We start from the raw sequence: 14,498 nt of genomic DNA, 5'->3' as shown, positions 1-14,498 counted from the left end.
TCGTATTTACCGCGTTCCAGTTCGCGCTCTTTAGTGCTTATTTAAACGGTAGAACATGGGCATCATATTGGTATTTTGGGCAGGATCTGCCACGATAATTTGACGCTATAAACAAAACTTTGACCGATCGGTTATGTTTTGTCAAACCTTTGTCTGGATTTTATGGCGTGTGCTTAAATAGTGGGCGGTCTGTTTATTTTGGTGCGTTCTTTGACGGTGTGGTTTGTGTCGCGCGGTGTGTTTCTGAGGGCTTATTTCTGGGCGTAATCGCGGCTAGATGAATCTGAGTTAGGGGGAGGCTTTGCTGCTTGCTCTGGACACAAAGAGCGCGCCCGTCACCACCAACAATACGCCAACGCCATCGGCGAAAAAATCTGCCCATTCACCATAACGATTAACGCTAGGTTGAATTAACTCAATGGCGCCGCCCCATAGAAAAATAAAAAGCGCCATGACAAAGAAGCGTTTTCGAGGCCCAAACACACACAACAATGACCACCCTGCAAACCCCAAAACATGATGAAGCTTGTCTGACCCCGCGACAGCAGGAAGCTGCTCCATCGGGGTGAGGGTGGTGTAGCTGATGAGTAACCAGCCGCCGACAAAGCCAAGTAATTGAGCGATTGACGATTGCCAAAATGGCGGCGCATGTTTCATCATGGTGCGTGTCGTTTCTCTAACCTATTAGCGCAAAATGCGTGCGCGAATGTGTCGGCCTTTGATTTTTTTGTCTTCTAGCTCTTTGACGACGCGTTTGGCTTCTTTGCCATCTACAGAGACATAAGCTTGATAGTCAAAAATATCGATTTTGCCTACTTGGGATTTGTCTAAACCAATGCCCGCGGTTAACGCACCCAAAATATCGCCTGGACGAAGTTTATTTTTACGGCCAGCATCAAAGGCGATCGTCGCTTTATTAGGAACAAGACGATAAGACGGGTCCAGTGCATCCAACTCGACGTAATTGGCTGTAATTCCGAAGCGAGTTTCTATGTCTCGGATCTTATAGTCATCTTTTGAGGTGACAAGGTTAACGGCGATACCAGAAGCACCAGCACGACCGGTTCGGCCAATACGGTGAGTGTGGACGTCAGTGTCGCGGGTGGTGTCATAGTTAACGACGAGGTCGACTTCTTTTACGTCAATGCCTCGAGCGGCCACATCGGTCGCGACCAAGACACAGCTGCTTTGGTTACTAAAACGCACTAAGACTTGATCGCGTTGCTTTTGTTCTAAATCACCGTGGATCGCTTGAGCGGCTACTTTGTGCTCACTTAACCAATCCGCTACATTTTGACATTCAATTTTAGTGTTACAGAAGACGATCACTTGGCGTGGGTCGAAGTGCTGCAATGTGGCTAATAAGGTTTCACATTTCGCCGCGTTTTCGCTGCGGATAAAAAATTGTTCGATATTAGGCTTGAGGTCTTCTTGAACTTCGATTTGGATCGAAATAGGCTTGTTCTGAAATTCACTGCTCAGTGCTTCAATTGTGTCGCCATAAGTGGCTGAGAACAATAATGTTTGGCGATTGCTTGGGGTCAGCTCAACCACTTCACGAATGCTGTCAACAAAGCCCATGTCTAGCATACGATCGGCTTCATCCAACACCAAGGTGCTCAAGGCATTGAGTTTTAGTGTGCCTTTGCGCAAGTGTTCCATTAAGCGACCTGGTGTGCCAACCACAATGTGGGCGCCGTGTTCTAGTGAGCCAATTTGTGGCCCAAAGGGCATGCCGCCACACAAACTCAATACCTTGATGTTTTCTAAAAAGCGCGCCACTTTACGGATTTCTTTGGAAACCTGGTCTGCAAGTTCACGGGTTGGGCACATGACGAGCGCTTGTACACCAAAGTAACGAGGGTTGATTTTAAGCAAAAGGCCGATCGCAAAAGCCAGCGTTTTTCCGCTCCCCGTTTGTGCTTGAGCGAGAATATCTTTGCCATTAATCATGGCAGGAAGACTTTGCTCTTGTATGGGAGTAAATGCCGTAAACCCCATGTCTGTTAACAGAGAGGTAAGTTTTGTTGGCAAGGCAATGTCTGAAGAGAGAGAAAACTGGGTCACGAAAGGCCTGTATATATCAAAATAAATAAGCCCTAAGAATAACAGAAAAGCGTTTTTGTTGTTGGTTTTTGTAAATAATGGGGTGTTTCATTCGTGCATTTTAAGTAAAGTTACCGATAATATAAAAAGATACCGTTTTAATAGGGAACACGCTTTTTGAATGAACCTGTAAATCACCGAGATAGTTGGTTAGTCGCTTCGACAAGACGCCATGTAAAACATGCGTATCTTATCGTTTTCTCGATTGTTTTCTTTTGCGGTATCACAACCTGCTTGGCTTTGTATCATGAAGAAAAGCAACACATCTTGTCCGACGAACAAATCGCAGGCGATGAGTTTGTTGCGCTATTAAAAGATGCGCTAGAAAATTATGGCAAAGAAGTGACGTCTTTTTCTGTCATGGTGCAATCCACCAATGAGGCGCTCACCTACGATATTTTTCAGCGTGCGAGTAAGCAATACGAATCCACTGAAAAAAACCAATCCTTACGGGTCTATTTTGCCAAATATGTCCCCCATGACCATCTCAATGCTTATCTAAAGCAACAGCGCAGCTTAATGGGGCAAATGGACTTTAATATCACCCCAAGAGGAGCGCGCGAAGGCTATTTGCCTCTGACCTATGGTTATCCCTTTACGAGTAACCCAGGCTTTGACTTATTAGAGCCTAGCTATGTAAACCATCAGGTAATTCAACGTATTAGAAGCGCTAAATCCTTAGTTATGTCGCAGATAATGTCGATAGCCTCAGGTTCTGAATCGGTAAAACCGGATAAGTTTGTATTAAGGCGCTCTATTTATCTTCCCCTAGATAACCTAAAGGGTAGAGTGACCGACGAGTTGGGTTTTTATGGCGTTATTGGGGTTATTTTTGATGTGAAAGGCCTCAAGCAGCAGCTAGAAAGTCACAGTGAGCGAGGTTTTTCTTATCGTATTTCTGATGTGAGCGATAGCCCTGAACACCCAGTTTGGTTTGCCGACTCAAGTCATGGTAGAGATTTCGACCCGAACCATGAAATCTATTGGTCGAAAGGCGTTTACAACACCCATGTTATTGATTTTGCAGGGCGCAGTTGGCGTGTCGACACACGTTACAGTTCCAGCTTCCCGAGCTTGGTTAACTGGGGGCTGATTATCGTGGCCTTTGTGATATTCAGCTTATTGGCCGTATTGCTCAGTTGGTACGTGAAATTACTCGCCAACGCCTACAATCAGGCCTTGCGTTTGGCCAGTGACCACATAGAAATTGATGAATTAACGGGGCTGTTTAGTCGCTACAAAATCCAAACAGAGCTTAATACGCTGATTCGCCGATGCCGTTTGAAAGATCAGAAATTGGCGTCTTTCTTCATGGATCTCGATTATTTTAAAACCATTAATGACGCCTTTGGTCATGAGACTGGCGACAAGCTGTTGATTAAGGTGGCCCAGCGTTTACGCTCTGTTCTTCCTGACGAGGCCGTTATTGGCCGTTTGGGTGGGGATGAGTTTTTAGTGCTGTTGGTATTGAGAGAGCATGAAAAGAACGCCTATTTAGAAGGTTTGTGTCGAGAAGTCATTCTGCAGGTCAGCCAAAGTTACTTTATCGATGGGCGGACACTCAACATAGGTTGCTCCATTGGGGTTGCCTTGTACCCAGATTATGGTCTAGATGCCGAGACATTGGTGAAGAACGCCGACATGGCAATGTATGAAGCCAAAACGGCGGGACGTGCCACTTATTATTTTTACGACGCTCAGATGGGCGCGCGTTTGTCGCGCAATGTGCGCATTGAAACGCGTTTACGTCAGGCCTTGCAAGACGATGTGTTGGAGCTGCAATTTCAACCTAAAGTGGACCTAAGTACGCAAAAATGTGTTGGCTTAGAAGCCTTGTTGCGTTGGGAAGACAGCGAATTGGGTTGGGTTTCTCCTGCTGAATTTGTGCCGGTTGCAGAGCAAACTGGGATTATCTTGCTGTTGGGCGAGTGGGTTTTTGAACAAGCCTGCAAGCACATAGTAGTGTGGCGAGAAGAGGGCATTCAAGTGCCTCCGATTGCGGTCAATTGTTCTGCTGCGCAATTAAAACGACCGAATTTCTTAGCGCACTTATTGGGCTTGTTGGACAAATACAAAATCGATCCGAGCTTGTTAGAGCTTGAGGTGACCGAGTCGATTTTGATTGAAGACGCAGAAAGCTGTGCAGAGCTCTTAAGGCAAGTCAGTCAGCTGGGTATGAAATTGGCGATTGACGATTTTGGAACCGGTTATTCAAGCTTAAGTTACCTAAAAGACTTGCCATTCCATTACGTAAAAATCGATCAGGTCTTTATTCGAGACATTATGGAAGACCCTGATCATGATGCGTTGACCAGAGCCATTATCAATCTAAGTCATGATTTAAACCTCAAAGTCATCGCTGAAGGCATTACCCGAACGGATCAATTAGAGCGGCTAAAAAGTTACGGTTGTGATATTGGTCAAGGGTATTTGTTTAGCGCAGCATTGGGGGCAAGTTCGATGGTAAACGACCCTATGATAGTCGCATTGCGCGAGCAGCAAGAAGGCGATGGCACATTAGAGAATTAGCGTGTCGTAGGCGCAACCTAACCCGTGCACGATCAAAATGACCTAACCGGCAAAGGTTAGGTCATTTTTTCTTTTAGGCTGTTCCAGAGCTGATTTAGGTTGGGGCTCTGGTTTAATCGAGACCGATAAAGTCGTATTTCTAAGGGAATGTGCCAGTTTTCTTCGCCCGCCAGCGCCACCTTGCCATAGCTTAATGTGTCCAACAGCAATCTTTTCGGCACCCATCCTAGGCCGTAACCTTCTTTTATCATGGCTTTCACGCTGATTGAATGGTAATTCTCGTTCAGTGTTTGCAGCTGTGGCACTTCGCGTTGACGCTGTAAATGGTGGCTGATAATGGGCTGTAGGAATGAGTTTTCATAATAGCCAATATAAGGAAGTGGCTTACGTTTCATGCCTGGTAGCGCGTATTTAGGTTCGCCATTTTCATCGGTTGCACTGCAAGGGATGAGGGTTTCTTCGCCAATGACGAGATAGTCATACTGATCGTCGTCCAGTGCGCGTATGAAATTAATCGCAGGGTGCCAATAGCACAGCATGAGGTCACACTGTTGATTGACCAAGGCGTTGACAAAGTCGATGCCGAGCCAAGAACTCGACTTCATATTGACGTCCATTTCCATGCCAATGCTTGCGCAGAAAGGTTCGATGGCTTCTTTGTAAAAGCTGAGAAACAAGGTTTGTGTTGAAATAAAGCGTATTTGAGACTCTTCTTGTTTGCGAATTTCTTGGCAGCGTTCTTTTGTGTCTCTTAATTGTCTGGTAATGAGTTCTGCGCTTTGCAGAAACACTTCGCCTGCTGGCGTCAGCGATAACGGCAAGGTGTTACGATCAATGAGCGTGACGCGCATTTCTTCTTCGAGCAGTTTAATGCGTCGGCTAAACGTTGGTTGAGTCACATTTTGCTCATCGGCCGCGCGCGAAAAGTGCCGCGTTTTTGCGAGGGCGATAAAATCTTCAAGCCACCTTATTTCCATGAGGCCCCCCTAGGTAATCGTCCGTATCTCATAAACGACCCTCATCCACTGCGTGACAAGCCACCGTGCTGTTGTCTGGCTGGCGAATCATTTCAGGTGACTCTTTGTAGCAACGCGGATTCGCGTAAGGGCAGCGTGCTTGAAAAACACAGCCAATCGGTTTGTCCATTTGGGTGGGTACTTCACCCATCAAACGAATCGGCTGTGTGGTGTTGTTGTCCAGACGCGGAATCGCTGAGAGTAAGGCCTTTGTATAAGGGTGTTTGGGGGCGCTAAAAAGTGTGCTGGTACTGGCTAATTCGCAAACGCGTCCTAAGTACATCACCGCAACACGAGTGGCAAAATGCTCTACCACAGCAAGGTCATGGGTGATGAATAAGTAGGTGAGGTTACGTTCCTCTTGTTTGTCCATCATCAGGTTCAGCACTTGTGCCTGAACCGACACATCCAGTGCGGATAAGGGTTCATCGGCAATAATAAAATCTGGTTCGACGGAGAGCGCACGGGCAAGGCTAATGCGCTGGCGTTGACCACCAGAAAACTCATTCGGGTAGTTGTCCATGCTAGAAGGGGAAATACCGACGGATTCTAGTAACGCATGGATTTTCTCATCCACTTGGCTCGCGGATAGCTGAGGGTTGTGGAAGGAGATGGGCTCGCTCAGTGTTTGATAGACGGTCATTCTTGGGTTGAGCGACGCGTATGGGTTCTGAAAAACCATTTGCATACGACGTCGAAACAACATGCGCTGGCGATCGTTAAGGTGATCGATGCGTTGATCTTGATAATGCACTTCGCCACTGCTGGCAGGCGTTAACCCCATGAGTACACGCGCTAAGGTGGATTTGCCGCAGCCTGTCTCCCCCACAACACACAATGTCTCACCTTGGTTAATGGTCAAATTCACCCCGTTTAAGGCGTGGACGCTGTCTTTTTTGCGTCGAATCTTGCCGCGGTCAATTTGCCACTGGCCAAACCAACTTTTATTGGTGGTGAAGGACTTTTCAAGGTGGCTTATTTGGATCAAAGGAGTAGGCATTTAGCGGCTCTCCTCATCGTCATCAAGGTGGGCGTCATTGATCATGTCTTCTACCATAAAACAGGCCACGGTCGAGACGCCGCTGTGAATGAAACTGGGCTGTTGTTGGCGGCATTGGTCTGTGGCATACGGGCAGCGCGGATGAAACGCACAACCTGAAGGTCGCTCATTAAGCGGTGGCATGCTGCCCTGAATTTGATTAAGGCGCTGACCTGGTAAAGCCATTTGCGGCAACGCATTCAGCAAGCCTTGGGTGTACGGGTGCTGCGGATCATTGATGATTTCCAGAGTAGGACCTTCTTCTACGACGCGGCCGGCGTACATGACAATGGTGCGTTCTGCAACGCGAGAAACAACCCCTAAGTCGTGGCTAATCAGCAGTAGCGCCATGCTGTTGTTGCGGCAAATATCCAGCAACAACTGAATGATCTCAGCTTGAATGGTCACGTCCAGCGCGGTAGTGGGTTCGTCGGCAATAATAATGTCTGGGTTGAGCAGTAAAACGGTGGCGATAATAACCCGTTGACGCATGCCGCCTGATAATTCATGGGGGTATTGATTAAAACGTTTTTCTGGCGACGCAATCTGCACGCTGTGGAGTTTTTCGATGGCGATGTTTTTTGCGTCTTTGAAAGAAATGCGAGTGTGACTGCGGATGGCTTCAACCAATTGTACGCCAATGGTCAACACTGGGTTGAGTGTCATCATGGGGTCTTGGAAAATCATCGCGATGCGCTTGCCTCGCACTTCTTGCAGCTGCGGTAAAGACATCGTAGTGATCTCTTTGTTTTGCAGCTTAATAGAGCCTGATTTTATATAGCCTGGTTTATCGACTAGATTAACAATTGAGAAACCTAAAATGGATTTCCCCGCCCCCGATTCGCCGACAATCGCAATGCGTTCGCCACGGTTAAGGGTAAAGCTAACATCGATCAAGGCGGCCAAGTCTTGGCCCTTAAGATGAAAGTTTACATGCAGGTTGCTGACGCTCAACAGATTCATACTAGTCTTTGTAAGTCCTTGGATTAAGGTGATCTCGTAACCAATCACCGAGCATATTCATGACCAAAATGAGGATGATGAGGGTGACGCTTGGAATGACACAAATCCACCATGAGCCTGAGAACATATAGCTGAACCCCACCGAAATGAGCGCGCCTAATGATGGATCGTTCGCCGGCATGCCCAACCCTAAGAAAGAAAGCGCCGCCTCTGCCACAATGGCGTTGGAAATTTGTACCGTAAAAATCACCAGCACTGGGGTGAGCGTATTGGGCAGAATGTGTTTAAACATAATGCGTTTTGGACTAATGCCCATGATACGGGCGGCATCGACGTATTCTTTTTGTTTTTCGGCCAATACCGAGGCGCGAATGGTGCGCGCAAATAAAGGCCATTCGGCTAACCCAATCACCAAAATTAGCATCAGCATGGCGAGTTGTTGGTACATGGCCATGCCAAAAAGTGCTTGGAAGATGGCTAAGAAAACAATCGCGACCATCATGGTGGAGAAGGACAATTGAATGTCGGCGGCGCGCATCAGAAAATTGTCGGTACGGCCACCAAGGTAACCAGAGATTAAGCCAATGCAAATGCCTAGCGTTGCCTGAATCAAGACGGCACACACGCCTATGGTTAGAGACAATCGGGTGCCGTATAAAATCACCGACAGCATGTCGCGGCCTTGGGCGTCGGTACCGAGCAAAAAGCGACTGTCACCACTGATCCAACGAGGCGCAATTTCAGCGTTTGCCAAATCCATGAAGTTGGGGTTGTTGATATTGTAGGGCGCAAGCAGAGGAGCAAAGATCGCGACAAAACAATAAAAGACAAAAATAGCCAGTGAGAGTGTGGCCAGTTTGTCGCCAATGAAACCTGTCCAGATGTGACTCCAGCGACTGTTTGGCGTAGGGGGGATAATGTCTTTCTTAAAATATTTCATAGGCCGTGGTTTGCCAGTTTTACAGTGGGGTTCACTAATCCATAGATCAAATCGACGAACGTATTGGTGATCACAAAAATACCGCCTACGACGATCAAATAAGCGGCAATGAGCGGCGTATCCACGCGACTGACGGCGTCCATAAAGAGAAAGCCCATGCCGGGCCATTGGAAAATAGATTCGGTCAAAATGGTGTAAGCGACGAGCGTCCCAGCCTGAATACCGCCAACGGTAATGACAGGCAGCATGGTGTTTTTTAGCGCGTGAATAAAGTAAATACGACGCGTAGGTAAGCCTTTAGACCAGGCAAAACGAATGTAGTCCGATTGCAGCACTTCCATCATTTCGGCGCGGATTAAGCGTACGAAAATCGGCATTAAGGCGAAGGCGAGCGTGATGCTTGGCAAAATAAGATGGCGTAGCCCGTCTTTTGAAAACAACCCGCTGTCCCATAAGCCAAATACATTGGTGGTTTGACCGCGCCCAAAGCTGGGGGCTAGGTGTAGCTTGATAGAAAACACATAAACCAAAAATATGGCGACGATAAAAATGGGGATGGAAAGCCCCATGGTACTCAGTGCCACAACCAGTCTAGAGACAATGTTTCTGGGTTTAATGGCCGCCAAAATACCACAGGGCGTGGCGATGCCGATCACTATAATAATGGCGCAAAAAGCCAGTTCGACGGTGGCTGGGAGCTTTTTAAAAATAACATCCAACACTGGCTCTTTATAATAATAAGAGGTGCCTAGGTCGCCGTGAATGGCTTTTTTAGCAAAGCGCCAATATTGCACCACTATGCTGTCGTTGAGTCCTAACTCTTGTCTAAGTTGAGCGCGTTCTGTTGGAGACACCGTCATCGACATGTGTTGCTGGACAGGGTCGCCCAGTTTGTTCTGAATCGCAAAGCTGATTGCGCTGATGATGATCATCACAAAAATGGCTTGGACTAAACGGCGGAGAAGAAAAACAAGCATTAGTCCTGCGCCACTCCCTCAAAACAAAAATGAGTCAAAAACGGTGCTTGGGCATAATATAGGTGGTTTTCGCGGAGACTATTTTTCATCAATGACAAGGTCTCCAAGGAAAGGGTAATTTTGATCATTCACAATGCTTTCGATGTGTAAGTTGTTTTTAGCGGCCCAGGTGTTGTACTGCCAATAGAGTGGCACAATCGCGGCATCATTATGCAGCTTGATTTCCACTTGCTGCATGATTCGAGCGCGCTTTTCTGGGTTCATTTCACGGTTTGCGAGTTTAATGTCTTCATTAATGCTTGGCGCGCAATATTCGCTGGCATTATAAGCGCCCAGGCCGGATTTGGCATCTTGGCAAGCAATAATAAATTCAAATAAGTTGTTGGAGTCTTCGGTGTCCGATTGCCAGCCTAGCATCATAATGTCGGCGGCCCTTTCATCATACTGCTGAAAATATTGGGCTTTGGGCAAAGTTTTTAGGTCGACGGTAATGTGTATGCGACCCAGCATGGCGGCGATGGCTTGGGCCACTTTGTCGTCGTTCATGTAGCGATTGTTGGGGGCCATCATGCTGACACGAAAGCCTTTTTCATATCCTGCCTGCTTCATTAGCTCAAGCGCTTTGGGCAAATTGTATTCGGGTTTTATGCTGTCTACATGGCCGAGGAACTTGCTTGCGCTGAGTTGGCCTGCGGGGATCGCGTAGCCGCGGAGTATTTTTTCGACGATAAGCTGTTGGTTGATGGCCAAGTTAATTGCGCGGCGAACTCTGACATCGCGAAATTCTGGGCGACGTTTCTCATTTAGGTGCAGTAACAGAATGCGCCCAGTTGGTAGGGTGATGATTTTTATGCCTTTGCTGTTTTTGGTGCGCTCGATGTCAATGGGAGACACCGGAAAAATAAAGTCTACATCGCCAGAAAGAAGGGCGGCCAATCGTGTAGAGTCTGTTTTGATGGGGGTAAGAATAATCTTATCAACATTGCCTTTTGATTTTGTATCCCAATAATCTTTATTACGAGTGAGCACCATGCGTACGCCGGGTTCGCGCTCTTGGACGATAAAAGGACCTGTGCCTGATACGCGCTGAGAGGCAAATGAATTACCAAATTTAATGATTTCATCGCGGCCTTGGTAAAACACCTTATCCATTGGAAAAACATAGGTCATGATGTTGAGTAACAAAGGGTTGGTGTTCGTGGAGCGAATGTCGACTGTGTATTTATTGATGACGACGACCGAGCTGATGGAGTCAAACATGGCGCGAAAGTCTGGAGAGCGTTTTAGTCGTCGAATGGTGTAAGCAACGTCTTCGGCGGTAAACAGATTGCCGGTTTGAAAATGCACGTGTTTACGCAAGAAAAAGCGTGTGGTGGTGGGGGTGATTTGTTTCCAGTGGGTGGCTAAGCGAGGTTCGATTTGCCCGTTTTGTTTCCAGCGTACTAATGGATCAAAGACCATGTGCGAAAACTGCAATGTGCCTTCAGATAATTGTTCATGGGGGTCGAGCGACACGGGATCGGCATCAAACGCCATTTTAAGTGTCACCGCCGAGACCGTCTGACACGTTAATAATGTGGTGATGGACAGCAAAAAAGCACGAGCAAAAAAACGACAGTGATTGAGTTTTAGGTGATGTAGTGCGCTGATAAACATGCTTTTGTCTCTATTACAACCAACAAAAAAGAGCAAGAGATCATATAATCCTGCCTAGATAAATGGGTCAGGTTTATAAAAGTTGACCATTCGATTGGATACTATAATTACAAAATATTGCGTAAAAATATAGCAAGGATCTAAATCGGTCGTTTTTAATCAAAAACACTTTTTTTACTGAATTTAAGGTCTGTACATGAATTACTTTGCACACCTGCATATTGCGTATGAAACCAATACCTCTTGGGCAGGTAATTTACTGGGTGATTTTCCTGTGGTGGTGAGTGAATTACCCGCCGATTTGCATTCCGGTTGGCAATTGCACCAAAAAGTCGATGTGATGGTGGATGAACACGACGCCAGTGTGGCGTTTCGCTCTATGTCGCGAGCCGGTCGTCGGCGCTTTTCAGGCATAGTTCAAGATATTGTGATGGACTATTGGCTGATCCAAAATTGGTCGAGGTTCTCGCCGCTGCCGCTGGATACTTTTTGCCAAACGGCGGTGCAAGGGTTGCTGAGTGATGTAAACCGCTGTCCGGCTCGTTTGCAGAAAATGATTTATTCGTTGCAACAGCACAATTGGTTGGCGGAGTTGGGAACAAGGCAAGGGGTTGAAAATGCCCTGCATTCGATTATGCGCCGTTGGCGTCATGGGGCGCACTTACAGCCTTTTTTAGACGAATTGCCTACCGTGATACAACAGGGTGAAGCGGTCTTTTTAGCGCTCTACCCAGATCTTTTAAGCTTTGTTGATCAGGAAGTAAAAAAGGCCGAGGTGGTGGGCCACCTCGGCTAATTTGGACTAATGTCCGATCGAGAGATCACCCTCAGAAACAGCGAACCATGGTCAGGGTAGTATGGCTCAGTGTTGAGGACCTAGTGATTGTAGTTGAGTGCCAATTTAGCGTTGTGACGCAGGTCATGAAAAAGAGCGGCCGTGGTTTTTTAAGGCAACCTATTTTCAAATCTCGCAATGGTTTAGTTGGGCGCTAATTTATGATTCTTCATTGCGAAGTTGTGGTAGACTGCGCAACCGCAAAATACATGGCGATTAGAGAGGTAATTAGGGGTGAGCGTTCAGTGGTATCCAGGACACATGAACAAGGCGCGTCGAGAAATCGAAGAAGTGATGACACAGGTCGATATTGTCATCGAAGTATTGGATGCGCGCATTCCAGATTCTAGTCAGAACCCAATGTTGAATACATTGCGTGGCGTTGTGCCGGTTCTGCGCTTATTGAATAAAAAAGACTTAGCCGACCGTGATCGACTGGTGTTATGGCTGGATCATTGGCGTGGCAGTGAAACCGTGATGGCGCATCCTTTTTCTACTCAAGATAAAGCCGATGTGGCCAAAATCAGCCAATGGGTTAGCCAAATGGTGCCCCATAGAGGCACGGCAGAAAAACCGATTCGAGCGATGATTGCCGGTATTCCAAACGTCGGAAAATCCAGTTTAATGAACGCCTTGTTAGGTCGACGTGTGGCAAAAGTAGGCGATGAGCCTGCGGTGACAAAAGCCCAGCAAAAACTGAAAGTGACCAACGGATTTCAATTGTTGGACACACCAGGCATTTTGTGGCCAAAAATAGAAAACCCAGACGCCAGCTACCGTTTGGCGGTGACTGGCGCGGTGAGAGCCACGGCGATTAATTATGAAGACGTTGCTGTGGTGGGCTTGAAGTTTTTTATCACCGATTACGCTGCAGCGTTACAAGCTCGCTACAAACTTAAAGAGCTGTCTACCGATCCTGTTGAAGTGCTGAAAGTGATTGGCTCGAAACGTGGTGCGTTACGCGCTGGTGGCAAGATTGATATGCACAAAGCCGCTGAAGTGTTCTTGAATGATGTTCGTACTGGCGCCATTGGTCCTTATGTTATGGAAACACCTGAGATGATTGCTCATGAAGAGCAGTTGGTCGAAGAAGCCAAAGCGAAAAAAGAAGCGGAAAGACAAGCCAGATTAGCGGCCGCGATTCCGCAGCGACAACAAGATAAAAATAGAAAATACCGTGACGAGCAGGCGAAACAAGCCCATGCTCAGTCGAATGATGAGAATAAGTGAGGTTCAAAGTCATGGATTATGAAATTGCCTTTGATCAGGAAGAAAGCCGCTATCGTATCTACGCTGATTATGAGTTCGCTGCTATTGCTGAGTGGGTTACCCAGTTTGTTATCGATAAAGAAAATATTCAGCGCGTCTTGTCAGCTGCACGATTGGCTGAATATGAAAAAGAAACGACGCAGTTTCAACATGGCCCGTTCGAAGTGATTATCAGCGAAGAGGGTGTGGTGGTTTCTCGTCAAGTGGACATGAGCGAGGCGGAAGAAGAAATTAAAGCCATGTTTGATTCGCAAGACAGTTTCTATCGACCATCTACCGACGGCATTAAAGCGGAATGTGGTCTAGAAGACCTGGTAGACATGGTTGAAAACTGGCATGAGGTGCTTCAATAGTTGTTCCTAGCGCTGGCTGGGTTTACACTAGCGCTAGATTTATTTTTTTACGTTTTTAGGGAGCCGATATGCTCGTCGAATTGGAAAAAGCCCGCAATCGAAATAATGTCGTTCGCATTTTTCGCGAAGAATTAGATGGTCCAGAAAGTTGGACTGATGGCTTTGTTGTGGACGCCAACGAAGAAATGGTTCTGCTCCAGTTAATTGATGACAGTGTGCATCTCAATGGTTACCAAATATTATTTTTGGAAGACATCAGCGATTTTGTGCATCCTGCCCCTTTTAACGATTTTCAAAAACGCGTACTTGCTCTTCGTGAAGAGCAGGTCGTTGATCCTGAAGTGGATTTAGAAGACCTTGCAGTATTGTTGATTGATATCAGCGAAGAATACGGCTTGGTGACACTGCACCGTGAAGAAGTTGAAGTAGACAGCTGTGAAATCGGTCGTGTTGTTCGTGCCGATGCTGTGACCTATGAGCTAGAAGAAATTGGTTCAGACGCGCGCTGGTTTGACGATACTTTTGAATATGACTTGTACGATATTACCCGCATCGAGTTTGGTGGGGCGTATGAAGAAGCCTTGATGTTGGCCAACGATGATATGGGTGATGATGCCTATGAATTGGCCGACGACTACGAAGAAGATGGTTTGCTTGTCGAAGAAGAGTAAGATTTCACGACAGAGTTAGAGAAACGCCCGTAATGGGCGTTTTTTTATGCCAAAAAAGCAATGGGCTTAATTGCTGCGTTGAATTGCCACATTCTCTTACCATTTCAAGGTAAAAATCATAGTAAAGAAATGGTAAATTCCCCT

The 14,498-nt window shown here is 46.8% G+C and carries 13 protein-coding genes; 5 read left to right on the top strand and 8 right to left on the bottom strand.

Annotated features, from left to right (window positions below; all coding sequences use genetic code 11):
- Positions 1-288: 288 nt before the first annotated feature.
- Positions 289-660 (bottom strand): hypothetical protein, encoded by a 372-nt coding sequence (locus E0D71_RS00610; protein WP_133001371.1) that lies wholly within the window; start codon positions 658-660, stop codon positions 289-291.
- Between the two features lie 24 nt (positions 661-684).
- Entirely contained in the window at positions 685-2,067 is a 1,383-nt protein-coding gene (dbpA, locus tag E0D71_RS00605; RefSeq protein ID WP_133001370.1) for an ATP-dependent RNA helicase DbpA, read from the bottom strand.
- Positions 2,068-2,223: 156 nt separating this feature from the next.
- Between dbpA and E0D71_RS00600 the strand changes: the two genes are divergently transcribed.
- The gene (locus tag E0D71_RS00600; RefSeq protein WP_133001369.1) at positions 2,224-4,635 is read left to right on the top strand and encodes an EAL domain-containing protein; all 2,412 of its coding nucleotides are present in this window, start codon (positions 2,224-2,226) and stop codon (positions 4,633-4,635) included.
- Positions 4,636-4,691: 56 nt separating this feature from the next.
- On the opposite strand, the gene E0D71_RS00595 is transcribed toward E0D71_RS00600, so the two are convergent.
- From E0D71_RS00595 to E0D71_RS00570, 6 genes are all read right to left on the bottom strand, one after another.
- Positions 4,692-5,612 (bottom strand): LysR family transcriptional regulator, encoded by a 921-nt coding sequence (locus E0D71_RS00595; RefSeq protein WP_133001368.1) that lies wholly within the window; start codon positions 5,610-5,612, stop codon positions 4,692-4,694.
- A gap of 28 nt (positions 5,613-5,640) precedes the next feature.
- A complete protein-coding gene (locus tag E0D71_RS00590; RefSeq protein ID WP_133001367.1) occupies positions 5,641-6,651 on the bottom strand; it encodes an oligopeptide/dipeptide ABC transporter ATP-binding protein in 1,011 nt (336 codons plus the stop codon).
- Positions 6,652-7,653 carry an ABC transporter ATP-binding protein gene (locus tag E0D71_RS00585; RefSeq protein WP_133001366.1) on the bottom strand — a complete coding sequence of 334 codons (1,002 nt, stop codon included), beginning with the start codon at positions 7,651-7,653 and terminating at the stop codon, positions 6,652-6,654.
- 1 nt (position 7,654) lies between these two features.
- Entirely contained in the window at positions 7,655-8,593 is a 939-nt protein-coding gene (locus tag E0D71_RS00580; RefSeq protein WP_133001365.1) for an ABC transporter permease, read from the bottom strand.
- Positions 8,590-9,570, bottom strand: coding sequence for an ABC transporter permease (locus E0D71_RS00575; protein WP_133001364.1), 981 nt, complete (start codon positions 9,568-9,570; stop codon positions 8,590-8,592). Before E0D71_RS00575 ends, E0D71_RS00580 begins: the two co-directional genes overlap by 4 nt.
- Before the next feature lie 78 nt (positions 9,571-9,648).
- Positions 9,649-11,226 carry an ABC transporter substrate-binding protein gene (locus E0D71_RS00570; RefSeq protein WP_133001363.1) on the bottom strand — a complete coding sequence of 526 codons (1,578 nt, stop codon included), beginning with the start codon at positions 11,224-11,226 and terminating at the stop codon, positions 9,649-9,651.
- A gap of 196 nt (positions 11,227-11,422) precedes the next feature.
- Here E0D71_RS00570 and E0D71_RS00565 point away from each other — a divergent pair, with 196 nt between their 5' ends.
- The 4 genes from E0D71_RS00565 (at position 11,423) to E0D71_RS00550 (ending at position 14,354) form a co-directional block, all read left to right on the top strand.
- Positions 11,423-12,022, top strand: coding sequence for an ACP phosphodiesterase (locus tag E0D71_RS00565; protein WP_133001362.1), 600 nt, complete (start codon positions 11,423-11,425; stop codon positions 12,020-12,022).
- A gap of 273 nt (positions 12,023-12,295) precedes the next feature.
- The gene (ylqF, locus tag E0D71_RS00560) at positions 12,296-13,291 is read left to right on the top strand and encodes a ribosome biogenesis GTPase YlqF (RefSeq protein ID WP_133001361.1); all 996 of its coding nucleotides are present in this window, start codon (positions 12,296-12,298) and stop codon (positions 13,289-13,291) included.
- A gap of 11 nt (positions 13,292-13,302) precedes the next feature.
- Positions 13,303-13,683, top strand: a complete 381-nt coding sequence (locus E0D71_RS00555) for a YacL family protein (RefSeq protein ID WP_133001360.1) — start codon at positions 13,303-13,305, stop codon at positions 13,681-13,683.
- A gap of 68 nt (positions 13,684-13,751) precedes the next feature.
- On the top strand, positions 13,752-14,354 hold the full coding sequence (locus E0D71_RS00550; RefSeq protein ID WP_133001359.1) for a hypothetical protein: 603 nt from the start codon (positions 13,752-13,754) through the stop codon (positions 14,352-14,354).
- The last annotated feature ends 144 nt before the right edge of the window (positions 14,355-14,498 follow it).

Source organism: Marinomonas sp. KMM3893 (assembly GCF_004352855.1).
Lineage (GTDB): Bacteria > Pseudomonadota > Gammaproteobacteria > Pseudomonadales > Marinomonadaceae > Marinomonas > Marinomonas arenicola.
Note: the sequence above shows the minus strand (reverse complement) of the source record. Positions and strands in the feature narration are given on the sequence as shown.